Origin of the sequence: Streptomyces sp. NBC_00986 (genome assembly GCF_045162565.1) — a bacterium.
Lineage (GTDB): Bacteria > Actinomycetota > Actinomycetes > Streptomycetales > Streptomycetaceae > Streptomyces.
On record NZ_CP108733.1, the window covers coordinates 6233952 to 6258608 of the forward strand.

At 70.0% G+C, this 24657-nt stretch carries 27 protein-coding genes and 1 tRNA gene; 9 read left to right on the forward strand and 19 right to left on the reverse strand.

The genetic code is table 11. The features are described from left to right. Window positions 1–134: 134 nt before the first annotated feature. The 6 genes from OG504_RS27730 to OG504_RS27755 all read left to right on the forward strand — a co-directional run bounded on the left by OG504_RS27730 (window position 135) and on the right by OG504_RS27755 (window position 8771). Complete coding sequence (locus OG504_RS27730; protein ID WP_019054929.1) at window positions 135–875, forward strand: response regulator transcription factor; 741 nt, start codon at window positions 135–137, stop codon at window positions 873–875. Continuing rightward, window positions 872–2518 (forward strand): sensor histidine kinase, encoded by a 1647-nt coding sequence (locus OG504_RS27735; protein WP_405992246.1) that lies wholly within the window; start codon window positions 872–874, stop codon window positions 2516–2518. Before OG504_RS27730 ends, OG504_RS27735 begins: the two co-directional genes overlap by 4 nt. Before the next feature lie 13 nt (window positions 2519–2531). Beyond that, a complete protein-coding gene (locus OG504_RS27740; RefSeq protein ID WP_405992247.1) occupies window positions 2532–4037 on the forward strand; it encodes a glycosyltransferase in 1506 nt (501 codons plus the stop codon). Further along, a complete protein-coding gene (locus tag OG504_RS27745) occupies window positions 4034–6280 on the forward strand; it encodes a glycosyltransferase family 39 protein (protein ID WP_405992248.1) in 2247 nt (748 codons plus the stop codon). Before OG504_RS27740 ends, OG504_RS27745 begins: the two co-directional genes overlap by 4 nt. 105 nt (window positions 6281–6385) lie before the next feature. Then, on the forward strand, window positions 6386–7855 hold the full coding sequence (locus OG504_RS27750; RefSeq protein ID WP_405992249.1) for an MFS transporter: 1470 nt from the start codon (window positions 6386–6388) through the stop codon (window positions 7853–7855). A gap of 142 nt (window positions 7856–7997) precedes the next feature. After that, window positions 7998–8771, forward strand: coding sequence for a TetR/AcrR family transcriptional regulator (locus OG504_RS27755; RefSeq protein WP_405992250.1), 774 nt, complete (start codon window positions 7998–8000; stop codon window positions 8769–8771). Between the two features lie 53 nt (window positions 8772–8824). Here OG504_RS27755 and OG504_RS27760 read toward each other — a convergent pair whose 3' ends face one another. The 4 genes from OG504_RS27760 to OG504_RS27775 all read right to left on the reverse strand — a co-directional run bounded on the left by OG504_RS27760 (window position 8825) and on the right by OG504_RS27775 (window position 13373). After that, window positions 8825–9292, reverse strand: coding sequence for a PPOX class F420-dependent oxidoreductase (locus OG504_RS27760; protein WP_405992251.1), 468 nt, complete (start codon window positions 9290–9292; stop codon window positions 8825–8827). 36 nt (window positions 9293–9328) lie between these two features. Continuing rightward, entirely contained in the window at window positions 9329–10168 is an 840-nt protein-coding gene (locus OG504_RS27765) for a YceI family protein (RefSeq protein ID WP_405992252.1), read from the reverse strand. A gap of 94 nt (window positions 10169–10262) precedes the next feature. Next, entirely contained in the window at window positions 10263–12806 is a 2544-nt protein-coding gene (locus tag OG504_RS27770; RefSeq protein WP_405992253.1) for an MFS transporter, read from the reverse strand. A 21-nt stretch (window positions 12807–12827) separates the two neighbouring features. After that, window positions 12828–13373, reverse strand: a complete 546-nt coding sequence (locus OG504_RS27775; RefSeq protein WP_405992254.1) for a MarR family winged helix-turn-helix transcriptional regulator — start codon at window positions 13371–13373, stop codon at window positions 12828–12830. Window positions 13374–13581: 208 nt separating this feature from the next. Here OG504_RS27775 and OG504_RS27780 point away from each other — a divergent pair, with 208 nt between their 5' ends. Next, entirely contained in the window at window positions 13582–13785 is a 204-nt protein-coding gene (locus OG504_RS27780; protein WP_033285555.1) for a hypothetical protein, read from the forward strand. A gap of 29 nt (window positions 13786–13814) precedes the next feature. Here OG504_RS27780 and OG504_RS27785 read toward each other — a convergent pair whose 3' ends face one another. The 10 genes from OG504_RS27785 to OG504_RS27830 form a co-directional block, all read right to left on the reverse strand. Continuing rightward, window positions 13815–14258 carry a GNAT family N-acetyltransferase gene (locus tag OG504_RS27785; RefSeq protein ID WP_405992255.1) on the reverse strand — a complete coding sequence of 148 codons (444 nt, stop codon included), beginning with the start codon at window positions 14256–14258 and terminating at the stop codon, window positions 13815–13817. A 202-nt stretch (window positions 14259–14460) separates the two neighbouring features. Further along, window positions 14461–15108: a hypothetical protein gene (locus OG504_RS27790; RefSeq protein WP_405992256.1), complete on the reverse strand. Its 648-nt coding sequence runs from the start codon at window positions 15106–15108 to the stop codon at window positions 14461–14463. Window positions 15109–15164: 56 nt separating this feature from the next. Then, window positions 15165–16055, reverse strand: a complete 891-nt coding sequence (locus tag OG504_RS27795; protein ID WP_329253302.1) for an RNA polymerase sigma factor SigF — start codon at window positions 16053–16055, stop codon at window positions 15165–15167. A 323-nt stretch (window positions 16056–16378) separates the two neighbouring features. Continuing rightward, a complete protein-coding gene (locus OG504_RS27800) occupies window positions 16379–17227 on the reverse strand; it encodes an RNA polymerase sigma factor SigF (RefSeq protein ID WP_405992257.1) in 849 nt (282 codons plus the stop codon). Between the two features lie 163 nt (window positions 17228–17390). Then, window positions 17391–17684: a Dabb family protein gene (locus OG504_RS27805; protein WP_405992258.1), complete on the reverse strand. Its 294-nt coding sequence runs from the start codon at window positions 17682–17684 to the stop codon at window positions 17391–17393. 25 nt (window positions 17685–17709) lie between these two features. Next, window positions 17710–17886 (reverse strand): hypothetical protein, encoded by a 177-nt coding sequence (locus OG504_RS27810; protein ID WP_328681707.1) that lies wholly within the window; start codon window positions 17884–17886, stop codon window positions 17710–17712. Between the two features lie 178 nt (window positions 17887–18064). Next, window positions 18065–18149, reverse strand: a tRNA-Ser gene (locus OG504_RS27815). Between the two features lie 67 nt (window positions 18150–18216). Then, on the reverse strand, window positions 18217–18648 hold the full coding sequence (gene tadA / locus OG504_RS27820) for a tRNA adenosine(34) deaminase TadA (RefSeq protein ID WP_405992259.1): 432 nt from the start codon (window positions 18646–18648) through the stop codon (window positions 18217–18219). A 56-nt stretch (window positions 18649–18704) separates the two neighbouring features. Next, window positions 18705–19244 (reverse strand): hypothetical protein, encoded by a 540-nt coding sequence (locus OG504_RS27825; RefSeq protein ID WP_033285564.1) that lies wholly within the window; start codon window positions 19242–19244, stop codon window positions 18705–18707. A gap of 243 nt (window positions 19245–19487) precedes the next feature. Beyond that, a complete protein-coding gene (locus OG504_RS27830) occupies window positions 19488–19682 on the reverse strand; it encodes a hypothetical protein (RefSeq protein ID WP_405992260.1) in 195 nt (64 codons plus the stop codon). Between the two features lie 96 nt (window positions 19683–19778). Here OG504_RS27830 and upp point away from each other — a divergent pair, with 96 nt between their 5' ends. Beyond that, complete coding sequence (gene upp, locus OG504_RS27835) at window positions 19779–20414, forward strand: uracil phosphoribosyltransferase (protein ID WP_033285566.1); 636 nt, start codon at window positions 19779–19781, stop codon at window positions 20412–20414. A 124-nt stretch (window positions 20415–20538) separates the two neighbouring features. On the opposite strand, the gene OG504_RS27840 is transcribed toward upp, so the two are convergent. Both OG504_RS27840 and OG504_RS27845 read right to left on the reverse strand, forming a co-directional pair. Beyond that, a complete protein-coding gene (locus tag OG504_RS27840; RefSeq protein WP_405996444.1) occupies window positions 20539–21171 on the reverse strand; it encodes a LytR C-terminal domain-containing protein in 633 nt (210 codons plus the stop codon). A 122-nt stretch (window positions 21172–21293) separates the two neighbouring features. Next, window positions 21294–21590 (reverse strand): type II toxin-antitoxin system VapB family antitoxin, encoded by a 297-nt coding sequence (locus OG504_RS27845; protein WP_003999914.1) that lies wholly within the window; start codon window positions 21588–21590, stop codon window positions 21294–21296. 105 nt (window positions 21591–21695) lie between these two features. Between OG504_RS27845 and OG504_RS27850 the strand changes: the two genes are divergently transcribed. After that, entirely contained in the window at window positions 21696–23216 is a 1521-nt protein-coding gene (locus OG504_RS27850) for a helicase HerA-like domain-containing protein (RefSeq protein WP_405992261.1), read from the forward strand. Window positions 23217–23237: 21 nt separating this feature from the next. On the opposite strand, the gene OG504_RS27855 is transcribed toward OG504_RS27850, so the two are convergent. From OG504_RS27855 to OG504_RS27865, 3 genes are all read right to left on the reverse strand, one after another. After that, window positions 23238–23360 (reverse strand): hypothetical protein, encoded by a 123-nt coding sequence (locus tag OG504_RS27855; protein ID WP_267885236.1) that lies wholly within the window; start codon window positions 23358–23360, stop codon window positions 23238–23240. A 52-nt stretch (window positions 23361–23412) separates the two neighbouring features. Beyond that, entirely contained in the window at window positions 23413–23751 is a 339-nt protein-coding gene (locus OG504_RS27860; RefSeq protein ID WP_405992262.1) for a hypothetical protein, read from the reverse strand. Between the two features lie 78 nt (window positions 23752–23829). Further along, entirely contained in the window at window positions 23830–24489 is a 660-nt protein-coding gene (locus OG504_RS27865; protein ID WP_405992263.1) for an HdeD family acid-resistance protein, read from the reverse strand. Window positions 24490–24657: the final 168 nt, after the last annotated feature.

A 24657-nucleotide genomic window follows, 5' to 3' on the forward strand; every position in this document is an offset into this window, starting at 1 on the left:
ACGGCTCCATGACCGCCGGATGAGCGCTGGGCAAGCGGTTCCAAGGTGTTCCCTGAGTGGCGGCTGTGAGTTTCTCAGGAAAATCACAGACTCCGGAAAGCGTGTTCTTAGGGGACCCCGACAAGGTGTCCACTATGACCACGACCTCGCCCCAGGGGCGCACCGAACTGCTGAGGCCGGACGGGAGCCCCGTCCGAGTGCTTGTGGTGGACGACGAGCTGTCGATCACCGAGCTGCTGTCCATGGCCCTCCGATACGAGGGCTGGCAGATCAGAAGTGCGGGTGACGGGACCGGCGCGATACAGACCGCGCGCGAGTTCCGGCCCGACGCAGTCGTCCTCGACATGATGCTGCCGGACATGGACGGCCTGACCGTTCTCGGGCGGATGCGCCGCGAGCTGCCGGACGTGCCGGTGCTGTTCCTGACGGCGAAGGACGCCGTCGAGGACCGTATCGCCGGGCTCACCGCCGGCGGCGACGACTACGTCACCAAGCCCTTCAGCCTCGAAGAGGTCGTCGCCCGGCTGCGCGGACTGATCCGCCGCTCCGGTGCCGCCGACCGCCGTTCGGACTCCGTGCTCGTCGTCGGTGACCTCACCCTCGACGAGGACAGCCACGAGGTGTCGCGGGCCGGGGAGGGCATCCACCTCACCGCGACCGAGTTCGAGCTGCTGCGCTTCCTCATGCGTAATCCCCGGCGTGTACTCAGCAAGGCACAGATCCTCGACCGTGTGTGGTCGTACGACTTCGGTGGGCAGGCCAATGTGGTCGAGCTCTACATCTCGTACCTCCGGCGCAAGATCGACGCCGGCCGTGAGCCGATGATCCACACCCGGCGTGGGGCCGGTTACCTGATCAAGCCCGCGGCGTCATGAGCGGGCGACGACGGCCGCGTGCGCAGAAGAAGCGAGCGGGTAAGCCGCGCACCCTGCGGACACGGCTCGTCGTCGCGTCCGTGACGCTGATCGCGGTGGTGTGCGCGGTGATCGGTACGGTGACGACGCTCGCCCTGCGCTCCCATCTGTACGGCCAGCTGGACGGCCAGCTGAACGAGTCCGCCTCGCGTGCGTCCGGCTCGTTCGGGCCGCCCGGCGGCCAGCAGCTCAAGGACGGCCTCGGTGCGCCCGGCGGGAAGTCGCAGGCAGCCGCGCAGGCGGCCGCGCAGGCCCACGCGACCTCCCTCGAGGACTTCGTCACCAAGGGCCCGCAGCCCCAGGGCACGATCATCGCCAAGGTGGTGAAAGGCTCCATCACGGACGCCCGCCGCGGTGTGAAGCAGACGAGCGACCTGCAGATGACCCCGAAGCCGCTCAGCACGGCGCAGATCGCCGCGCTCGGCTCCGTCCCCCAGGACAACAAGCAGCACACCGTGGAGATCCCGGGAGTCGGCGACTTCCGCGTCGAGTACAAGAGCGGGGACAGCGGCAACTACTACGTCGCCGTTCCGACCGCCGAGGTCGACAACACCATCAACACCCTGATCCTCGTCGAGCTCAGCGTCACCGGCGCCGGCCTCGTGGCCGCCGCCATCGCCGGCTACGTCCTCGTCGGCGTGGCCACCCGCCCCCTGCGCCGCGTGGCCTCCACCGCCACCCGCGTCTCCGAACTCCCCCTCCACACCGGCGAAGTCACCCTCAACGAACGTGTCCCCGAGTCCGAGACCGACCCGCACACCGAGGTCGGCCAGGTCGGAGCCGCGCTCAACCGGATGCTCGACCACGTCCACGGCGCCCTGCACGCGAGACAGCAGAGCGAGATGCGGGTACGGCAGTTCGTCGCGGACGCCAGCCATGAGCTGCGGACGCCGCTCGCGTCGATCCGCGGTTACGCCGAGCTGACCAGGCGCGGGCGCGAACAGACCGGCCCCGACACCAAGCACGCCCTCGGCCGGATCGAGTCCGAGGCCGGCCGCATGACCCTCCTCGTGGAGGATCTGCTGCTCCTCGCCCGGCTCGACGCGGGCAGACCGCTGCAGTTCGACCAGACCGACCTCATCCCGCTCGTCGTGGACACCATCAGCGACTCGCGCGCGGCCGGCATGGACCACAACTGGCGGCTCGACCTGCCCGACGAACCGGCCCTCGTGTCGGCGGACGCGGCCCGTATCCAGCAGGTGCTGATCAACCTGCTGGGCAACGCCCGCAAGCACACACCGCCCGGTACGACGATCACCGCCCGCGTACAGCGGCGCGGACCGTGGATGTGCGTGGACGTCGAGGACAACGGCCAGGGCATCCCGCCCGATTTGCTGCCGCATGTCTTCGAGCGGTTCGCGCGCGGCGACTCGGCGCGTTCCCGCTCCACGGGATCGACCGGGCTGGGTCTCGCCATCGTGCAGGCGGTCGCGACCGCGCACGGCGGAGCCGTCACCGTGGACAGCGTTCCCGGACGCACCGTGTTCACCGTGCATCTACCCGCGCTCGCACCCGCTGTGCCCGCGCCCGCCCCCGAAACGAATTGGCAATCGCACTCACAGGCACAGCACAGTGCCACCACATGGGTGCAACAGGGCGCTTGAGGAGAGTCGGGGCATGCGAACCGACTCTTCTCCCGGCACCCTGCCGGCGCGGGAGCACCTCCCGGCCGGAGACGCCGGTACGCCTGTCCTGGACGTAGTGATCCCCGTCTACAACGAGGAGAAGGACCTCCAGCCATGTGTGCTCAGACTGCACGAGCACCTCAAGCGCACGTTCCCGTACGCGTTCCGCATCACCATCGCGGACAACGCGTCGATCGACACCACCCCTCAGGTGGCCGCGCGGCTGGAGTCGGAGATCCCCGAGGTCAAATCGTTCCGGCTGGAGCAGAAGGGGCGCGGTCGAGCACTGCGCACCGTCTGGTCCGCCTCGGACGCCCCGATCCTCGCCTACATGGATGTGGATCTCTCCACCGACCTCAACGCGCTGCTTCCCCTGGTGGCGCCGCTGATCTCGGGTCACTCCGACCTGGCGATCGGTTCCCGGCTGGCCCGCTCGTCGCGTGTCGTGCGTGGCGCCAAGCGCGAGTTCATCAGCCGGACCTACAACCTGATCCTGCGCGGCTCGCTGCAGGCCCGCTTCTCGGACGCCCAGTGCGGATTCAAGGCGATCCGGCGTGATGTGGCCCAGGCGCTGCTGCCGCTCGTCGAGGACACCGGCTGGTTCTTCGACACCGAGATGCTGGTGCTGGCCGAGCGTGCCGGACTCCGTATCCACGAGGTGCCGGTCGACTGGGTCGACGACCCGAACTCGACCGTCCACATCGTCAGGACGGCGACCGAGGACCTGAAGGGAGTGTGGCGCGTGGGCAAGGCCCTGGCCTCCGGTTCGCTGCCGCTCGACCGCGTCACGCGGCCCTTCGGCGACGACCCGCGCGACCGCGACATCCAGGACGTGCCCAAGGGGCTGGCCCGCCAGCTCGTCGGGTTCTGCGTGGTCGGCGGTCTCTCCACCCTCTTCTACCTGGTCCTCTACAGCCTCTTCCGGCAGTTCGGCGGCTCCCAGGTCGCCAACGCGCTCGCGCTGCTGGTCTCGGCGGTCGCCAACACCGCCGCGAACCGCCGGCTGACCTTCGGGGTCCGCGGCCGGGGCGGCGCCGTCCGCCACCAGGCGCAGGGCCTCGTCGTCTTCGCCATCGGCCTCGCGCTGACCAGTGGTTCGCTCGCCGCGCTGAACGCGGCCAGCAGCAACCCGGCGCACTCCACCGAACTCGCGGTCCTGGTGGCCGCCAACCTCGCCGCGACCGTGCTGCGCTTCCTGCTCTTCCGCGCCTGGGTGTTCCCGGACCGCGACGACAGCACCGAGGACTCGACGGTCGTAGCCCTCAACTCCCCTTCGTCGCCGACCTATTCGACGACGCCGCAGCACCCGCAGCACCCCGGTTCGTACGCCGCCCCGCTGCCCCAGCGTCAGCCGCTGCCGCAGCAGAGCGCGTACGACACCACCCCGCACACCACCCAGTTCCGCGCCGGTGAAGCCGCGGACGGCACCTGGAGGGACGCGACCATGCAGTTGCAGCCGGTGCGTCCCCACGACACCGATCCGAGGGACCCCCGATGACCACCGACACCGATCAGACGACCTACCCGGGAGGAGGCAGCCCCTCGTCCTGGGGGCCGACTACCGGTGACAGCGACACCGGCAGAGATACGGCCGTGCACGAACCGGTGGCGCCCGCGGACACCCTGGCCCCTCAGTCCGGTGAGCCGAAGCAGCCGCTCGGCCGGCGGCTGTGGCGCGGCCGGCCCGAGGACCCGCGCTGGGCGCGCCCCGCGTTCTGGGGCATGCTGCTGGCGACGGCCCTGCTCTACCTCTACAACCTGAGCGCGTCCGGCTACTCCAACTCCTTCTACTCGGCGGCGGTTCAGGCCGGCAGCAAGAGCTGGAAGGCGTTCCTGTTCGGCTCGCTGGACGCGGGCAACGCGATCACCGTCGACAAGCCCTCGGCCTTCCTGTGGCCGATGGAGATCTCGGTCCGCGTCTTCGGCCTCAACTCCTGGGCGATCCTGGTCCCCGAGGTTCTCATGGGCGTCGGCACGGTCGCGGTCGTCTACGCGGCGGTACGGCGCCGGCACAGCCCCCAGGCCGGTCTGATCGCGGGCGCCGTGCTGGCGCTCACCCCGGTCGCCGCGCTGATGTTCCGCTTCAACAACCCCGACGCGGCACTGGCGTTGCTCATGGCGACCGCCTGCTACCTCGTCGTCCGGGCGCTGGAGGACGGCCGTACCAAGTGGCTGGTGTGGGCCGGAGTCGCGATCGGCTTCGCGTTCCTGTCGAAGACCCTGCAGGCCTTCCTGATCCTGCCGCCGCTGGCCATCGTCTACGCGGTCTGCGCACCGGTGAGCGTGAAGAAGAGGTTCGCCCAACTGGGCCTGGCCACCGGCGCGTTGGTCGTCGCGGCCGGCTGGTGGGTCGCGCTCGTCGAGCTGTGGCCGGCGTCCTCGCGCCCCTACATCGGCGGCTCGCAGAACAACAGCTTCCTTGAACTGACCTTCGGCTACAACGGGTTCGGCCGCCTCAGCGGTGACGAGACCGGCAGCGTCGGCGGCGGAGGCGGCGGCACCGGCACGGGCATGTGGGGCGCCACCGGCTGGAACCGCATGTTCAACGACGAGATCGGCAGCCAGATCTCCTGGCTGCTGCCCACCGCGCTGATCCTCCTCGTCGCGGGCCTGGTGGCCACGCGGAAGCTCAACCGTACGTCGGTCAGGCGCAGTTCGATGCTCGTGTGGGGCGGCTCGCTGGTGACGACCCTGGTCGTCTTCAGCTACATGGCCGGCATCTTCCACCAGTACTACACGATCGCGCTGGCCCCCTACATGGCCGCGGTGATCGGCATCGGCGCCGGCTCCCTCTGGGAGAAGCGCGGCGAGATCTGGGCGTCGATCACGTTGGCGGCGGCGGTAGTTGCGGCGGGCGTCTGGGGCTACACGCTCCTCGGCCGCACCTCCGACTACCTGCCCTGGCTCAAGTGGCTGGTCCTCCTCGGCTCCCTCGCCGGCGCGCTCGGCCTGATCTTCGTCGCGAAGATCGGCCGCCAACTCGCCCTCGCGGCAGTCGGCTTGAGCATCGTGGCAGGCCTGGCGGGCCCGGCGGCGTACACCCTCTCGACGGTCAACTCCGCGCACACCGGCTCCATCCCGACGGCCGGTCCGGCCGGCGCGAGCATGATGGGCGGCGGTCCGGGTGGCGGCGGCGGTCGCGGCGGCTTCGGCGGCGGCAACCGCACCGGCGGCACGGGCACGATGCCCGGCCAGCAGGGCGGCGGCACCACCCAGAACCAGGGCGGCGGCTTCCCCGGCGGCGGCACGGGCACGATGCCCGGCGGTGGCACGGGCACAGCACCCGGCGGCGGCACCGGCACCCAGAGGCAGGGCGGCGGCTTCGGCGGCCAGACGGGCGGCGACGGCGGCATGGGCGGCGGCGGTGGCGTCGGCGGCCTGCTGAACGGCGCGACGGTCACCTCGGCGGCCAAGAAGCTCCTCCAGACGGACGCGGGCAAGTACACCTGGGTCGCCGCGTCCATCGGCTCCCAGAACGCCGCGAGCTACCAACTCGCCACCGGCGACCCGGTGATGGCGATCGGCGGCTTCAACGGCACCGACCCGTCGCCGACGCTGGCCCAGTTCCAGAAGTACGTGGCGGACGGCAAGATCCACTACTTCATCTCGGGCGGCACCGGAATGGGCGGCAGCAGCACGGGCAGCTCCTCGCAGATCTCCTCGTGGGTCGAGAAGAACTACAAGAAGGTGACGGTCGGTTCGGCCACCTTCTACGACCTGACGCAGAAGACGAGCAGCTGACGGTTCTCCACTGAGCAGGGGCGGTGACCACACGGTCGCCGCCCCTCTTCGTGTCTGCCGTATCTCTGTTGTACGCCGTATAGCAACTGTTCTACGGTGTACAGCATGTCGACCTCCTCAGGCCTCCAGGGCCACCCTCAGCGCTGGATCGTGCTCGGAGTCATCTGCCTGGCCCAGCTCACCGTGCTGCTCGACAACACCGTGCTGAACGTGGCGATCCCCTCGCTCACCCGCGAACTCGACGCGAGCACCGCGGACATCCAGTGGATGATCAACGCGTACTCGCTCGTCCAGTCCGGACTCCTCCTCACAGCGGGCAGCGCGGCCGACCGGTACGGCCGCAAGAAGATGCTGATCGCGGGTCTCGTGCTGTTCGGCGTGGGTTCGCTGGTCGCCGGACTCGCCCAGTCCACTGGGCAGTTGATCGCCGCGAGGGCCGGTATGGGCGTGGGCGGGGCGCTGCTCATCACGACCACCCTCGCGGTCGTGATGCAGATCTTCAGCCCTGAGGAACAGCCGCGGGCCATCGGCATCTGGGCCGCGGTCAACGCCCTCGGCTTCGCGACCGGCCCGCTCCTCGGCGGCTTCATGCTGAACCACTTCTGGTGGGGCGCGATCTTCCTGATCAACATCCCGGTCGCGGCACTGGCGCTGGTGGCGGCGGTGGTCCTGGTCCCCGAGTCGAAGAACCCGCGAGGTGACCGCCCGGACCTCCTGGGCGCCCTGCTCTCGACTGTCGGCATGGCGGCGCTGGTCTACGCGATCATCTCCGGCCCGGCGCACGGCTGGACGTCAGGCCGGGTGCTGCTGACTGTGGCCGTGGCTGTGGTCGTCCTGGCCGCCTTCGCGTACTGGGAGAACCGTGTCCCGTACCCCATGCTCGACCTGGACTTCTTCCGCGACCGCCGCTTCACGGGCGCGGTGACCGGGGTCGTCCTGATCACCTTCGGCATGGCCGGCTCACTGTTCCTCCTCACCCAGCACCTCCAATTCGTCCTCGGCTACGGCCCGTTGGAGGCAGGTGTCCGTACGGCGCCGCTCGCTCTGGTGATCGTCGCGCTCAACTTCTCGGGGCTGGCGGCGAGGTGGACGAAGCGGCTTGGGATGCCGGTTTCCATCGGGCTGGGGATGGTGCTGATGTCGGCGGGGCTGGTGTCGATCGCGTCGCTCGCGTCCGGGGGGTATGCGGGGACGTTGGTGGGGTTGTTGCTGATCGGAGCGGGGGCGGCGATGGCGAATCCGGCGATGGCTCACGCGATCATGAGTGCGATTCCGCCGGAGAAGGCGGGGGTCGGTGCGGGCATCAACGGAACGTTGGGGGAGTTCGGGAACGGGTTGGGGGTCGCGGTTCTTGGTGCGGTGCTGAGTTCCCGGTTCGCGGCGGTGTCCCTGCCGGTCGGCTTGGCGGCGGCGTCTTCGGCCGAGGAGAGGCGGAAGGTGACCGATTCCTTCTCTGCGGGGCTGGAGGTCAGTCAGTTGGTGGGGGCGGTCGCGGTTTTGGCCGGGGGGTTGCTTGCCGCGGCGTTGCTGTGGCGGGCGGAGCGGGCAGACTCGGAGATGGTGGTCGCCCAGTAGCTCGGGTGGCGGGGTGCGTGGGCGGCTGCGGGCGCGTTGTGGCTGGTCGCGCCCACGCGGCGGTAGCCGCAAATGTCACAGCCCCGCGCCCCTGAAGGGGCGCCTACAGTGGCCGGGATTGGGAAGTTGAGGAAGGTGCGTCATGGCCAAGACATCGCCGTCGTCGGGGCGTTCCGCACGCACCAGTGTCTGGCTGGAGACCAAGACGCGCCGGGGCGGACGGGGCGGCGGAGGTCAACCGGGCCTCGACCGCACCCGCATCACCGAAGTCACCGTGCGGCTGCTGGACGCGGAAGGTCTGGCCAAGTTCTCGATGCGGAGGCTTGCGGCCGAGCTGAATGTGACGGCGATGTCCGTCTACTGGTACGTCGACACCAAGGACGATCTCCTCGAACTCGCCCTGGACGCCGTCTTCGGGGAGTTGCGGTTGCCCGATCCGGCGGCCGAGGGTGAGGAGTGGCGGGACCAACTCCGCGCCCTGGCAACGGAGTACAGGGCGCTGCTGGTCCGACACCCCTGGCTGTCGCCGCTCGCCGGTACCTTCCTCAACATCGGGCCGAACTCGCTCGCGTTCTCCCGTGTCGTACAACGCGTGATCCGGCGCACGGGGTTGCCGGACCACGGCCTGACCGGGGCGATCTCGGCCGTCTTCCAGTTCGTGTACGGCTACGGCACGATCGAGGGCCACTTCTTCGCCCGCGTCGCCGACACCGGCATGACCCCCGACGACTACTTCCGGCACGCCATGTCGACGTTCGACGGCGCCCCGACGACCGCCGAGGTCGTGGAGGAGTCCAAGCAACTCATGGCGGCCCGCGGCGGCGACACGGTCGCGGACATGATGAACCGCGACTTCACCTTCGCCCTGGACCTGCTGGTGGCGGGCATCGAGGCGATGGTCGAGCGTGAAAAGTAGCCTGTCTGGGGGCGGAGCCCCCAGCACCACCTCAGCCCCGACGACCCGCCCGCTCAGCTCTCGGCGAGCCGCGCCGGGAAGCCACCCGTCGCCACCGGACCCCACTTCTCAGGCGTGACCCGCACGATCGACTTCCCCTGTTTCACCATCGCCGCCCGGTACTCGTCCCAGTCCGGATGCTCCCCGGAGATGTTCCGGAAGTACTCGACGAGGGGTTCCACGGAGTCGGGTGAGTCGATGACCTCGGCCGTGCCGTCGATCTGGACCCACGGCCCGTTCCACTCGTCGCTCAGGATGATCAGGCTGACCCGCGGATCCCGCTTGGCGTTACGGGTCTTGGCGCGCTCGGGGTAGGTCGAGACGACGATCCGCCCCGAGTCGTCGACCCCGCAGGTCAGCGGTGAACCCTGCGGGCTGCCGTCCGTCCGCCGGGTCAGCAGGATCGCCCGGTGCCGGGGCCGTACGAAGTCCAGCAGCTCGTCCAGGGACACAGAGGTGTTGCTCGCGATGTTCGAAGCCATACGGTCAGCCTAGGCGCAGCCGGCCCCGCCCCGCCGTCACGCCTGCGGCAGCGACTCCCCCTGCACCGCCTGGACGTCCAGCTCCACCTTGAGCGTCGTACCGATCGCCGCGATCCCCGCCTGGACGACCTGGTTGTAGTTCATCGCGAAGTCCTCGCGGTGGAGTTCCGTGGTCGCCCGGAACGCCGCGCGCGTACCGCCCCAGGGGTCGGCTCCGGTGCCGAGGTAGGCGAGGTCGAGGTCGACCGGGCGTACGACACCGTGGAGGGTCAGCTCGCCGGAGACCGTCCAGCGGTCCGAACCGGCCGGGGTGAGGCCCGTCGAGGAGTAGGTGATCTCCGGGTAGCGGGCCACGTCCAGGAAGTCGGCCGAGCGCAGGTGCTCGTCGCGCATGCCGTTGCCGGTGTCGATGGACGCGGCCGAAATGACCGCCTCCACCCGGGACTTGGCGATGTCGTCCGGCGCGATCTCGACCGACGCCGTGAAGTCGGTGAAACGGCCCCGCACGCTGGAGATCCCCAGGTGCTGCGCGACCGCGCCGACCGTGGAGTGCGCGGGGTCGACCGTCCACGGCCCGGGCGGCGGCAGCTCCGTACCGCCCTGCCGCGCCAGCGTCACCGTGCCGACCTCGGCCCGCCCTCCCCCAGAGGGGGGACCCCCAGCGGTGACGATCGCGGTGGCGGCGGCGGGCGCGTACCCGACGGCCGTCACGATCACGGTGTACGGCCCGGGCGCCAGCGGGTTCACGTCCCGCACCGCCCCCTCCGCGTCCGCCTCGGCCCGCAGCACCTGCGCCCCGGTCATGTCGGTCACCGTGACGACCGCGTGCGACACGGCCCATCCGTCGCGGGTACGGATCTTCGCGGTCAGTCCCATGTCCCTCTAACTCCTTGCCGTACAGCCCTACAAAGGGGACCGGCCCGCGCAACGCGCCTCCGCTCGGGACGCGTTGCGCGGGCCGGGGTATCAACTACTCGCCGGGGTGGGCCAGTTCGATGTCGTGCCCGTCGGCCCCGCGGCCGTTCACCGTGAGGGCGGTCGCGACCGGCGGGTAGCCCGTCGCGATCACCGTGTACTCGCCGCCGCTCAGGTCGGTGAAGGCGTACGCCCCGTCCGAACCGGTCGTGGCGGTGCCGACCACGTTGCCCGCCGCGTCCACGAGGGTCACGCGGGCGTCGGCCAGCGGGCCGTGCGGGGCGCGGACGACGCCCTGGACCAGGGCGCCGGAGTCGAGGTCTATCTCGACCCGGGTGACACCCGTGCCGCCGACCTCGACGGGCAGCGCGCGCGGCCGGTACCCGGCGGCGTTCACCGCGACGGTCACGGCCCCCGGCACCAGCTCGGCGAACGCGAACTCGCCCTGCTCACCGGTGATTCCGGTGGAGAGGAGGTCGCCGCGCACGTCCGTCACGATGACCATCGCGTCCTTGACGGGCAGCCCCGTCTCGGCCGCCCGCACGAGCCCGTTCAGCCCGCTGGTACCGCTCAACAGCACGTCGTACGACACCGGTTCGGCGCCGTTGACCACGACCGTGGACGCCTGCGGCTGGAAGCCGTCGGCGGAGGCGATCAGGACGTACGAGCCGACGCTCGGCGCGGCCAGCGCGTAGGAGCCGTCCGCCTGCGTGACCGAGCGGCCCAACTGGCGTCCCGCGAGGGAGATCAGGGTGACGGCGGCCTGCGGGACGGGCGCGCTCTCGGCGCCCCGGACGAAGCCGCGGACCGGAATCCCACCGGACACGGGATCGGACAGGGGACCGGAGTCGGATGCGGTCACGGGTGCGGTCTCCTCCCCCACCACCGTTGATACGGCGGCGAGTTGCTCGGTTCCTTCAGTACTGGTCGCCCAGCTGGGGACCTTCTCCTCGGCCGGCGCGGGGAACTCGCCCGCGTCCAGCACGCCCACGGCCTCCTCGGCGGCCTGCGCCAGCCCGCCGGAGGTCCGCAGCGGGACCTCCTTGATGAACATCACGACGATGAAGGCGATCAGCGCGAAGGGGGCCGCGTAGAGGAAGACATCGGCGATGCCGTGGCCGTAGGCGCTCTCCAGCCAGGTGCGGACCGTGCTCGGCAGGGCGTCCATGTCGGGGAGCGCGCTGCTGCCGACGGCCTTGGCGGCGGCGGCCTGCGACTGCGGGTCCAGGGAGGCGACGGTGTCCTTGGCGTAGTGCGTGATCCGGCCGGACATGACCGAGCCGAGCACACCGACGCCGACCGCGCCGCCGAGGGACCGGAAGAAGCTCACCGTGGAGGAGGCGGCGCCGAGGTCCTTCGGGGTGACCTGGTTCTGCGTGGAGAGGACCAGGTTCTGCATCATCGTGCCGACGCCGATGCCCAACATGGCCATGTAGATGGACAGTTCCCAGTACGGGGTGTCGTAGCGCATCAGGCCGAGCAGGCCGAGGCCCGCGGTGAGGAAGAGACCGCCGGCGACCAGCCAGCCCTTCCAGCGGCCGGTCTTGGTGATGAAGCGGCCGGAGACCATCGACGCGACGAACAGACCGCCGATCATCGGGATCGTCATGACCCCGGACATCGTCGGCGACTTGTCGCGGGCCAGCTGGAAGTACTGGGAGAAGAAGACCGTGCCCGAGTACATGCCCACCCCGACGAACAGGGAGGCCAGCGAGGCGAGCGAGACGGTGCGGTTGCGGAACAGGCGCAGCGGGATGATCGGCTCGCTCGCCCGCGTCTCGGTGAACACGAACAGCAGCGCCAGCACGACCGTGCCGCCCACCATCGCGTACGTCTGCCACGACAGCCACTCGTACTTGTCGTCGGCGAAGGTCACCCAGACCAGCAGCAGCGAGGCCGCGGCGGTGATGAAGAAGGCGCCGGTCCAGTCGACCTTGACCTTCCGCTTGGCGACCGGGAGGTTCAGCGTCTTCTGGAGGACGATCAGCGCGATCAGCGCGAAGGGGATCCCGACGAACAGGCAGTAGCGCCAGCCGAGCCACGAGGTGTCGGTGATCACGCCGCCGAGCAGCGGACCGCCGACGGTCGCGACCGCGAAGGTGGCACCGGTGTAGCCGGAGTACCGGCCGCGCTCGCGCGGAGCGATCATCGCGGCCATCACGACCTGGACGAGGGCGGAGAGACCGCCGGCGCCGAGGCCCTGGATGACACGGGCGCCGATCAGCATCGCCGGGTTCTGCGCGAGACCCGCGACGACCGAGCCGATGATGTAGATGACCAGGGACAGCTGGACCAGGGCCTTCTTGCTGACCAGGTCCGCCATCTTGCCCCACAGCGGCACCGAGGCCGTCATGGAGAGCAGGGCCGCGGTGACGACCCAGGTGTAGGCCTCCTGGCCGCCGCCGAGGCTGCCGATGATGGTCGGCAGGGCGTTGGTGACGATCGTCGACGAGATGATCGCGGCGAACAGTCCGAGCAGCAGCCCGGAGAGCGCCTCCATGATCTGCCGGTGCGTCATCGGAGCGCCGTCGGGGGCCGCGGGGGAGGCCCCTCCGTGCTTGGCGTGAGCCCGCACACCGGCTGGTGTGGTCGTTGCCATGGGCTTCCTTTTCTTCCGTGCTTATGCGGGTGTACGGGTGGTGTGTTCGAGTTCGTGGTGGGGGGAGTCGCTGGTGCGGGGGGTGTCGGCCGCGACGGGAGGGCGCGTCGGTGGAGGCGTGGGTGGGGGCTGCGCGGTACGGCAGTCGCCGAAGCTCGCCCGCAGCCGGGTCATCAGCCGGATCAGCTGGCCGACCTCCTCGTCGCTCCAGTCGCTCAGCCGGTCGGCGAGCAACTGGGCGGTCCGCCGGGAGAGTTCGTCCACCTGGGCCCGACCGCTGGGGGTGAGGCGCAGGATGCGGGAGCGCTTGTCGGCGGGGTCGGGGGACCGTTCGATCCAGCCCCGGTCGACGACGTGCGCGACATGGCGGCTGGTCACGGACATGTCGACGGAGAGCAGCTCCGCGAGCTTGCTCATCCGCATGTCGCCGTACCGGTCGAGCAGGGTCAGCACGGCCGCGGAGCCGCCGGGACAGTCGGACGGCATGATCCGCCCCAACTCCCTGCGTACGGCACCGAAGGCACTGAACTGACGCATCAGCTCCTCGTACTGCGTCCGCTCGGCCATCACACCTCCCCTGCTCGGTCCACATTCGTTGCTTGGGGCAACCATAAGAGACTAAGAGAGGTTGGTTGCTACAGGCAAATAAAACGGGTAGGTGTGGCATAAAAAGTTGGCAAAGGCAAGCATTGCGGTATGTAAACCCGCAGGTGGGAAAGGATGTCCGAGGCCCCGCACTTGGGTGTCACCCGGGGATTCGCTAGTGTCTCGGCCCATGGCAAACACCCAGGGCCCCGAGGGCAACTACGACCCCGCCGGCAGCACCCAGATGTTCCGTGCCTTCGTCGACGAGACCCCACAGGGCGGCCGGCCCCAGGCCGCGCCCACCGCTTCGGCCGGACCCCGCGTCGGCCTGATCGTCGGCGTCGTCGTCGCCGTGCTGGTCGTGGCGGCGGTGGCCTACCTGGCCTTCATGTAACACCGACCGCTTTACCTGGGTGCGGTGGTCTACCGCTTCGGCTCCATGGGGAACCGGTAGACCGTCGACTCCCGCACCCGGAAGCCGAGCCGCTCGTACAGCCGGTTCGCCGCGGCGCGGTCCGGCCGCGAGGTCAGATCGACGGTCCGCGCCCCGGCCTCCCGGGCGATGCGCAGCGCCTCGTCGATGAGCAGCGCGGCGATCCCCCGCCCCCGGGCGGCGCTGTCGACGACGACGTCTTCGACGCGCCCTCGCAGCCCCGACGGCACGGGGGACATCACCAGCGTGAGAGTGCCGGCGACCGCGCCCTCGACACGCGCGACCAGCACGGTGTTCGTCGCGCACGAGACCATCCGCTCGACCGCGGCCCGGTCGAGGGTCTCGGCCGTGGAGGACAACTGCGGCAGCAACCGCCCGAACGCGTCCACGAGTTCACCGGTCGCCTCGCGCGCGATCTCCACCTGAACGTCCATGCCGCGGAGCCTATCGACCGCACTACCGCCAGGTGACCGAGACATCCCGCGTCTCGATGGGCGCCCCCAGCGTCACCGTGCCCTCGGCTCGCGCGACCAGTACGGTGTTCGTCGCGCACGAGATGCTCCGCTGTAGGAGCCGCGATCTGCCGTCAGTCCTCTGCGGCGCCGTCGTGGCTGGTCGCGCAGTTCCCCGCGCCCCCTAGTGCCACTCCACCGACACGTCCCGCGTCTCGATGTGCATCCCCAACGGCACGCGCCAGGCGTCGACGCACACGGTCCAGGTGTGGTCCTCGCGCGCGTGGGCCGCGATCGGCACGGGAAGCTGCTCGGTCGACCCGATCGTCGCCCAGTCGATCCCCAGGGCCCCGATGATGTGCGTCCCGAACGCCACGGTGCCCGAACGCACCGCCGTACCCCCGGAGTTGCGGAAGGTCAGAGTGACGTCCTCGCACCAGCGGTGGTCGGTGGCCCTGCGTGCGGGATCGCCCCAGGTGAGGGCGGCGGGGGTGGCGGGAGCCGTCGTAGGAACGGCAGTTGGGGTCGGTGACGGCGAAGGCGCGCTGCTACGGCCGGACTTGGCGCCCGTGGGTGGAGAGGGAGCCGGGGCAGGTGCTGAAGTCGCCCCGCCGGACGGTGACTTGCTGCCCTCGGGCGGCGTCGGGGTGTCCAGCGGCACCAGCGTGACGCTTCCGGTCGGGCGTACCGCCGTAGTGGACGGGCGGGGTGGGCCGACCGCCACGTAGCCGTCGCCGGTGTCTCCGCACGCGGTCAGCGTCGCGCAGAGGACGGCCGCCGACGCGCCCAACAGGGCGCCTCGGCGGCCGGCTGTCCATGTCGAACGAGGCATCGCGCCATGGTGGCTGACACTCCGTCAAATAGGAACCCTCGGGACCCTCTTGGGGGTCAGTCCGAGATCAGGCCCTCGCGGAGGGTCGAGAGGGTGCGGGTCAGCAGCCGGGAGACGTGCATCTGGGAGATGCCGACCTCCTCGCCGATCTGCGACTGGGTCATGTTGGCGAAGAAGCGCAGCATGATGATCCGGCGCTCGCGGGGCGGCAGTTTGGCGAGCAGCGGCTTGAGCGACTCGCGGTACTCCACGCCCTCCAGGGCCGTGTCCTCGTAGCCGAGGCGGTCAGCGAGGGAGCCCTCGCCGCCGTCGTCCTCGGGGGCCGGGGAGTCGAGCGAGGAGGCCGTGTAGGCGTTGCCGACCGCGAGGCCGTCGACGACGTCCTCCTCGGACACGCCCAGGACCACGGCGAGTTCGGGGACGGTCGGCGACCGGTCCAGCTTCTGGGAGAGCTCGTCGCTGGCCTTCGTGAGGGCCAGCCGCAGCTCCTGGAGGCGACGCGGGACGCGCACCGACCACGACGTGTCGCGGAAGAAGCGCTTGATCTCGCCCACGACGGTCGGCATCGCGAACGTCGGGAACTCCACCCCGCGTTCGCAGTCGAAGCGGTCGATCGCCTTGATCAGGCCGATCGTGCCGACCTGGACGATGTCCTCCATCGGCTCGTTGCGGGAGCGGAAACGCGCGGCGGCGTAACGCACCAGCGGGAGGTTGAGCTCGATGAGGGTGTCCCTGACGTAACCACGCTCGGGGCTGTTCTCGTCGAGTGCGGCGAGCCGCAGGAAGAGGGAGCGGGACAGGGTGCGGGTGTCGATGGCTCCCGTGGTCGGGAGGGCCGGGGCCGGTACGGCGGGTACGGCCTCGAGGACCGTAACGGCGTCGAGTGCGGGCTCAGCCTCGCTCTTGGTGAGCGTGAGCACCTTCGAGCTGCCCTGGTCTGCGGACATGCCACCCCCTTTGGGTCGCGGGACGGTCGCGGCGATCGCCCCCGTCTGGGGAGCGGTGCCTTCACCTGAATACCGGAGCCGGGGCCACGGCAAACGCGCTTCCCGCAGAATGTCACATGTCGGCAACACGCTGTAGTGACATGTCGACATGTCTGTGACGAAACAGCCCTGGAAACAGGGGGTCTGACGGCTTTTCAGCGCAGAACTGTCGGGAAAGGGCCCTGTGAGTGATTCGTTCGTACCGGTGACAGCTCGCTCGTGCTTTCGGTTACGTCCGGGTACGGCTGCCGCTTTGGCTTCCGATGCGGCTCCCGCCGCGGCTTCTACGCCTCGATGCGGTTCGCGGATCGCAGCCGCTGGAAGCTGCGCGCGAGGAGCCGGGAGACGTGCATCTGGGAGACGCCGAGCTCCGCGCTGATCTGCGACTGGGTGAGGTTGCTGTAGTAGCGCAGCAGCAGGATCCGCTGTTCCCGCTCGGGGAGTTGGACGAGGAGGTGGCGGACGAGGTCGCGGTGTTCCACGCCGTCCAGGGCCGGGTCCTCGTAGCCGAGCCGGTCGAGCAGGCCGGGCAGTCCGTCGCCCTCCTGGGCGGCCTCCAGGGAGGTCGCGTGGTACGACCGTCCGGCCTCGATGCAGGACAGCACCTCGTCCTCGCCGATGCGCAGCCGCTCGGCGATCTCGCCGGTGGTGGGGGTGCGTCCGAAGGCGGTCGTCAGGTCCTCGGTCGCCGCGTTGACCTGTACCCACAACTCGTGGAGCCGGCGCGGGACATGGACCGTGCGGACGTTGTCGCGGAAGTACCGCTTGATCTCGCCGATGACGGTCGGCATCGCGAACGTCGGGAACTGCACGCCCCGGTCCGGGTCGAAGCGGTCGATGGCGTTGATCAGACCGATGGTGCCGACCTGGACGACGTCCTCCATCGGCTCGTTGCGGGAGCGGAAGCGGGCGGCGGCGTAGCGCACGAGCGGGAGGTTCGCCTCGATGAGCGCCCCGCGCACGCGGTTGTGCTCCGGCGTGCCCGGCTGGAGCCCCTTGAGCTGGCCGAAGAGCACCTGGGTGAGGGCCCGGGTGTCCGCACCGCGGCTGCGCGGCGGAGCGGCCGCCACCGGGGTCTGGGCGGGCGCCTCGTCCTGGGGCGGCGCTGTACTGGCCGACACGGTCAACGCCACACCTCTTCAATAGGTCAACTCATCCGTCAAAAGCGGTCATAGCATCACAAGACATGTGCACTGTGTGCAAGCACCGCCTAATACCGTGTTATGCCGTGTTGAGCAACAAAAGCCCCTTGCCGTGATGGCAAGGGGCTCTGTGGAAGGCGGTTCGGGGGTGCGCTCAGAACTCGTAGTCGGCGACGATCCACGTGGCGAACTCGCGCCACAGCGCGACGCCGGCCTGGTGCGCGGGGTGCTCGATGTACCGCTTCAGGGCGTCGGGGTCGTCGACCGCCGAGTTGATCGCGAAGTCGTAGGCGATGGGGCGGTCGCTAATGTTCCAGCCCAGCTCCCAGAAGCGCAGTTCGTCGACCAGGTCGCCGAGCGGGCGGAACGCCTCGACGCCGGCCACGACGCGCGGGTCGTCGCGCTCGACGCCCTCGTTGAGCCTGAAGAGGACGAGGTGGCGGATCATCTGCGCGCTCCTGGTGGGTAGTCGGCTACTGCGCCCCGTCGGCCAGCCAGGTCATGAAGTCGCCGATGGCCTTCGCGGCGTCCGATATGCCCTCGAAGCCTATCTGGACGTAGTCGGCCGCCTTGGACGGGTCCGTGATGATCACGTACAGCGCGAAGACCACGAGCAAGTAGACAACGATCTTCTTGGCGTTCACCGCCATCGCGGCCTCCCCTGTGACTCCGTGCCCGTGGGCCCCCTGTTGCCGGCGGTGAGTGTAACCTTCACGGCCCTTTTTTGGATCAATCAGGGATCAACCAGAGACCAACGGCCCGCAGGTGAAGGGGTGTTGACACCGTCACGCACGAAGGGCCCCGTCTTTCGACGGGGCCCTCCAGAAGCGGTAGCGGAGGGATTTGAACCCTCGGTGACTTGCGCCACACTCGCTTTCGAGGCGAGCTCCTTCGGCCGCTCGGACACGCTACCGAGAGAGACCTTACAACAAGGTGGGGCGTGGTTTGAAATCGGTAATCGAGCCCCGGCACCGATCCGGCTACCGGTCCCGGAAGAACTCCGTGAGCAGGTGGGCGCAGTCGTCCGCGAGGACGCCCCCGATCACCTCGGGGCGGTGGTTCAGGCGCCGGTCGCGGACGACGTCGAAGAGCGAGCCGGCCGCGCCGGCCTTCTCGTCGCGGGCGCCGTAGACGACCCGGTCCACCCGGGACTGGACCAGCGCGCCCGCGCACATCGTGCAGGGTTCGAGGGTGACGACGAGCGTGCAGCCCGACAGCCGCCACTCACCGAGGTGGGCGGCGGCCCTGCGGATCGCGAGGACCTCGGCGTGTGCCGTCGGATCGCCGGTGGCCTCGCGTTCGTTGTGCCCGGTGGCGAGCACGGTCGTACCGTCCGGGGACAGCACGACCGCGCCGACCGGGACGTCGCCGCCCCGGGCGGCCGCCGCGGCCTCGTCCAGGGCGAGCCGCATCGCGGCCCGCCAGCGGTCGCGTACCGGGTCCGGAGTCCCTTCTGTGCGTGCTGTGGTCAGCGGACGGTCTCCAGGACCTCCGAGGCCCCCAGGGCCTCGGCGATGGAGCTCAGCGCGTCGTCCGCGTCCAGAAGACGCAGCTCCTTCTCGCCGACTCCCAGGTCGTCCAGGATCTGGCTGTCACCGACGGGGCTGTGCGGAACGGCCTCGGCCGAGGAGGTGCCGTCCTCGTCGTCGTCCTCCTCCTCGGTGTCACCGTCCTCGGTGCCGTCGAGGTCGAGGGAGTCCAGATCGACGACGTCGTCGTCGTCCGGATCCCGTCCGAGCAGCTCGTCGGTGAGCAGGATCTCGCCGTACGAGCTGCGTGCGGCGGCAGCTGCGTCCGAGACGTAGATCCGAGGGTCGTCCTCGCCGTCGATGCGGACGACGCCGAACCAGGCGTCCTCCTGCTCGATGAGCACCAGCACCGTGTCGTCCTCGGGCGAGGCTTCACGGGCCAGTTCGGCCAGATCCGACAGGCTCTCGACATCGTCGAGCTCTGTGTCGCTCGCTTCCCACCCGTCTTCGGTGCGCGCGAGCAGTGCGGCGAAGTACACCGTGACTCTCCCACTGGTCATAGGTGTGCCGGTTGGGGGTCCCCCCGGCTGAGGCTGCGGGCGGGGAGAGCTCGTGCTCCGAGCCCCACCCACTCGGAATCGTGGCAGAAACAAGGCGTTCAGGGGACGTCTTCGGCTCCCTGTGTCCGCCCGTTTTGATCGACCACCAGCGGGATCGTACGCGGCGATCGCCGTACACACGCACCCGGTTGGCCTTACAAAGTGCTGTGAGACAGGCCTCAGCTACCAGCGGAACGTGCGCATACGCATGGCGTGGCGCAGCCGTGCGACCTTGGCACGGCGGGGCTGGACCCGGTCGCGCAGTTCGCGCGCCTCGGTCAGCTCACGCAGGAACTGGGCCCGGCGCCGCCTGCGCTCGGCCTCGGTCTCCCTGCTGTTCCGCTGTGACGGTTCCTCGTGGGACTCACGGTCAGGCATCGGTTCACCACCCCGTTCCGTCCTTCCCACTTTCCCCCGGACGGGCGGTTTGATGCCAGCGCGAGCAGGTACGGAGCGGCGGCTACTGTTGTGGACATGCGTCTCCACGTCGTCGACCACCCCCTGGTCGCCCACAAGCTCACCACGCTGCGCGACCGGCGCACCGACTCCGCGACCTTCCGCCGCCTCGCCGACGAGCTGGTCACCCTGCTCGCCTACGAGGCCACGCGCGACGTGCGCACCGAACAGGTCGACATCGTCACGCCGGTCTCCCCGACCACCGGCGTCAAGCTGTCCTACCCGCGCCCGCTGGTCGTGCCGATCCTGCGGGCCGGCCTCGGCATGCTGGACGGCATGGTCCGGCTGCTGCCCTCCGCCGAGGTGGGCTTCATGGGCATGGTGCGCAACGAGGAGACCCTCCAGGCCTCCACGTACGCCACGCGCATGCCGGAGGACCTCTCCGGCCGCCAGGTGTACGTCCTGGACCCGATGCTGGCCACCGGCGGCACCCTGGTCGCCGCGATCCGCGAGCTGATCAAGCGCGGCGCCGACGACGTGACGGCCGTGGTGCTGCTCGCGGCCCCCGAGGGCGTCGAGGTCATGGAGCGCGAGCTGGCGGGCACCCCGGTGACCGTCGTGACGGCCTCGGTCGACGAGCGCCTGAACGAGCACGGCTACATCGTCCCGGGCCTGGGCGACGCGGGCGACCGCCTGTACGGCGCGGCCGAGTAGGACTCCATCAACACCCGATTCCCGTACGGCTCTTACCTGCCGTACGGGAATCGGGTGTTGTCGTACGACAGCTCTCGTACGGCTGCTCTTGTACGGCTACGAGCTACGAGCTACGAGCTACGAGCTACGAGCACGCCTTCGGTGACGCACTGGCCGTCGGCTCGGGTCCGGCCAGCGCGGCCAGGGCCTTGTCGGCGGCCGCCTTCGCCGTGAGGTTCTTGAAGGCGGTGCCGATGACGAGGTCGACCGCGGTGCCCTTGCGGGTGGCCTCGGTGCGGCGCTCGGCGCCGGTCAGCTGGGTGGCGAGGACGGGCAGCGAGGTGTCGAGGGCGGAGGCGGGGCCGAGCAGGACGCCGGTGCCCTTGACCTTCTTGTCCCACTGCGCGGACGCGTTGCCCACGTCGCCGATCTTGAAGCCGCGCTTCTTCAGCTCGTCGGCGGTCGACTTGGCGAGGCCGCTGCGGGGGGTGGCGTTGTAGACGTTCACGGTGATCTGGGCGGGCTTCGGGACGGCGGAGTCGGTGCTCGCGCCCGTACTCGCGGAGGGGCTCGCCTTGGTCGCGCAGTCGGCCTTGGGACCGGCCGCCGCGGCCTGCTTGCCGCCACCGGTGAAGACGTCGATGAGCTGCAACGTGCCCCACCCGCCCACACCCAGTACGGCGACGGACGCGACCACTATGAGGACGAGCCTCCCGCGGCGCCGCGGACGGCGCATACGCGGGTATTTGTCCCCCGTGATCCGGTACTGGCCGCCCATGCCTGGGGGAGTCAGCATGCTCATGAGCGCAGCGTAGTGCGCCCGGGCGGCGATGCCTACTAGATGATCATTCGACAGCGCCGAGACCAACCCGAAAGGGTCAACGCCGAACGGGTCCGGTGCTAGTCCAGCTCAAGCACGCGCGCGTGGAGCACCTGGCGCTGTTGCAGCGCGGCGCGGACCGCCCGGTGGAGCCCGTCCTCCAGGTACAGGTCGCCCTGCCACTTCACGACGTGCGCGAAGAGGTCGCCGTAGAAGGTCGAGTCCTCGGCGAGGAGCGTTTCCAGGTCGAGCTGGCCCTTGGTCGTCACGAGTTGATCGAGGCGGACCGGGCGCGGCGCGACATCCGCCCACTGCCGGGTGCTTTCCCGGCCGTGGTCGGGGTACGGCCGGCCGTTTCCGATGCGCTTGAAGATCACACGGAAAGCCTACCGGTCATGACGTTCCGGGCGCAGCCATGGAGACGGAGTGCGACGCTGGAAAAGATGCCGTAAAGCCGGGCAAAACGGGAACAGAGGCCTGATATGAGTGACAGCGAGACGATCGCCGCCGGGTACGCCTTCACAGGACCTGCACTCGACCTGGGGGCCCTGCTGTGGGACGGCGCCTGTCTGCCCGACGCGCAGATCCGCATCCCCCTCCCGATGCTCAACCGCCACGGCCTCGTCGCGGGCGCCACCGGCACCGGCAAGACCAAGACCCTCCAGCTCATCGCCGAGCAGCTCTCGGCGCAGGGCGTGCCGGTGTTCCTCGCGGATGTGAAGGGCGATGTGTCGGGCATCTCGGCCCCCGGCGTCACGAACGACAAGGTCGCGGGCCGGGCGGCCGAGGTGAAGCAGCAGTGGACGGCGACCGGCTACCCGGCGGAGTTCTACGCCCTCGGCGGCATCGGCCACGGCATCCCGGTCCGGGCCACGATCACGGGCTTCGGCCCGGTGCTGCTGTCGAAGGTCCTGCAGCTCAACCAGACCCAGGAGCAGTCCCTCGGCCTGATCTTCCACTACGCCGACACCAAGGGCCTGGAGCTGATCGACCTCAAGGACCTGCGGGCCGTAGTCACCTTCCTGACCTCGGACGAGGGCAAGACGGAACTGAAGAACATCGGCGGCCTGTCCACCGCCACGGCCGGCGTGATCCTGCGCTCCCTCACCGCCTTCGAGGCGCAGGGGATGGCCGACTTCTTCGGTGAGCCCGACTTCGACACGAGCGAGCTGCTGCGCACGGCGTCGGACGGCCGGGGCATGGTCTCCGTCCTCGAACTCCCCGCGGTCCAGGACAAACCGCAGCTCTTCTCGACCTTCCTGATGTGGATGCTGGCCGACCTCTTCCACGACCTCCCGGAGGTCGGAGACGCCGACAAACCGAAGCTCGTCTTCTTCTTCGACGAGGCGCACCTGCTCTTCAACGACGCCTCCAAAGCCTTCCTGGACTCCATCACCCAGACCGTCCGCCTCATTCGCTCGAAAGGGGTCGGCGTCTTCTTCGTGACCCAGACCCCGAAGGACGTGCCCGGCGACGTCCTGGCCCAGCTCGGCAACCGCGTCCAGCACGCGCTGCGCGCCTTCACCCCGGACGACCAGAAGGCCCTGAAGGCGACGGTGAAGACCTTCCCGAACTCCTCCTACGACCTGGAGGAGATCCTTACGGGCCTGGGCACCGGCGAAGCGGTCGTCACGGTCCTGAGCGAGAACGGCGCGCCCACCCCGGTCGCGGTCACCCGCCTCCGCGCCCCCGAGTCCCTGATGGGCCCGATCGACGCGGCCACCCTGGACGCGGCGGTCAAGTCCTCGTCCCTGTACGGCCGTTACGCACAGGCTGTGGACCGCGAGTCGGCGTACGAGAAGCTGACGACGGCGGAGCGGCAGCCGCAGCCGCAGGAGACACCGAAGGCGGCAGCGAAGAAGTCTCCGCCCAAGGAGGACGAGTCGATGGTCCAACAGGTCGTAGGCAGCGGCATGTTCAAGTCCCTGGCGCGTTCCGTCGGCACCCAGATCGGCCGCGAGATCACCCGCTCGCTCTTCGGCACGGCCCGGCGGAAGCGCTAGCCCCCGCCGGGCCGCACTGGCTCAGCGCCCCTGTTCCTCCGGGGGCCGCTGCGGCTCGGGTCGGCGGACCTCCGGCTTGGGCGCGTTGCGGACGGCCTCCGCGCGCAACAGGGCGCGCAGGACCGCGTACGGGTCGATGGGCATGGCTGTGTTCCTAGCGTCGTGGTGACGGTTGACCTGGGGGACGGTCGGTCCGTCAGCAGCGCAGGACCACGGTGCGCAGGGCGCGGAGGGTGTACGGCGGCGAGGGCGGCGCGGGGAAGGAGCGCACCCGGGGTGCCCGGGACGCCGGGCAGGGCGCGGGCCGCAGGGGCGCGGTGGGCCGGTGGACGGTGAGCGAGGGGGACGGCCGCAGGGCAGCGGCCGTATCGAGGACGTCGTACTCGACGGTCGTCTCTACGGACGCCGCCGCGACCGGCATCGCGCGCACCTCGGCGTGCGTGCCGGGCACCAGCAGGGCGAGCAGCAGCACGAGGCCCCGCAGCCAGGCGCGGCTGCGGGGGAGGTTGTGTGCGGGGCGCACCCTCGTGCTCATGGAAGGTCATCTCCCAGCGGCCGTACGGCGTTCATCGCGGCGGGCGCGGAAACCGCCCGCACGGCCTACCCACGAGGCTCACAGGGCCTGGGGCACCTGCTTGGCGTGGCTCCTCATCCGGACGGCGGTGACGATCTCGACGACGCCGACCGCGACCAGCCAGATGCCGCAGACGAGGGTGAGGACGGCGACCGAGCGGAACGGGGAGTCGATCAGCACGATGCCGGCGATGAAGGTGACGATCCCGAGGAAGATCTGCCAGCCGCGGGCGGGCATGGTCTGGTCGTGGATGGCGGCCAGGGTCTGCGTGATGCCCCGGATCAGCCAGCCGATGCCGATCCACAGGGCGAGCAGCAGGATCGACTGCATCGGCCCGCGGAAACAGAACAGGCCCAGCACGATCGACAGCGCGCCGCTGATGAACGCGAGGACGCGCAGCGAGGTCGCCCGGTGCGTGCCGAAGGCGGCGACCAGCTGGAAGATGCCGCTGATCAGCAGGTAGAGGCCGAAGAGGATGCCGGCCGCGAAGAGGGACGCGCCGGGCCACACGAGGACCAGCACGCCGAGGATGAGAGAAGCGACGCCGGTGAGCAGGACGACCTGCCAGGCGGCTTTGGAGAGGGCGAAGAGGGGGCCTTCGAATTCCGGCTCGTCTTGCGGGGGCCGCGGGTCGCGTGGCGCGTGGGCGCGGCGGTCGTCGTACTCCGGGCCCCAGGGGCCGCTCGGTGCCTCGGTCATGGTCCATGTTTTGACCGGGGACCTACGGGGCGCCACCGGGGCGGGCCACCTGGCTGACGGGGTGCCGGAGCCGGCTGGCGGATGCCGACGCGGTTGGTGGGTGGTTCGGGTTGTGTGCGGGGTGCGGGTGGGTGGGTGCTGGGCGCGCCCGCGCGGCGGAGCCGCATG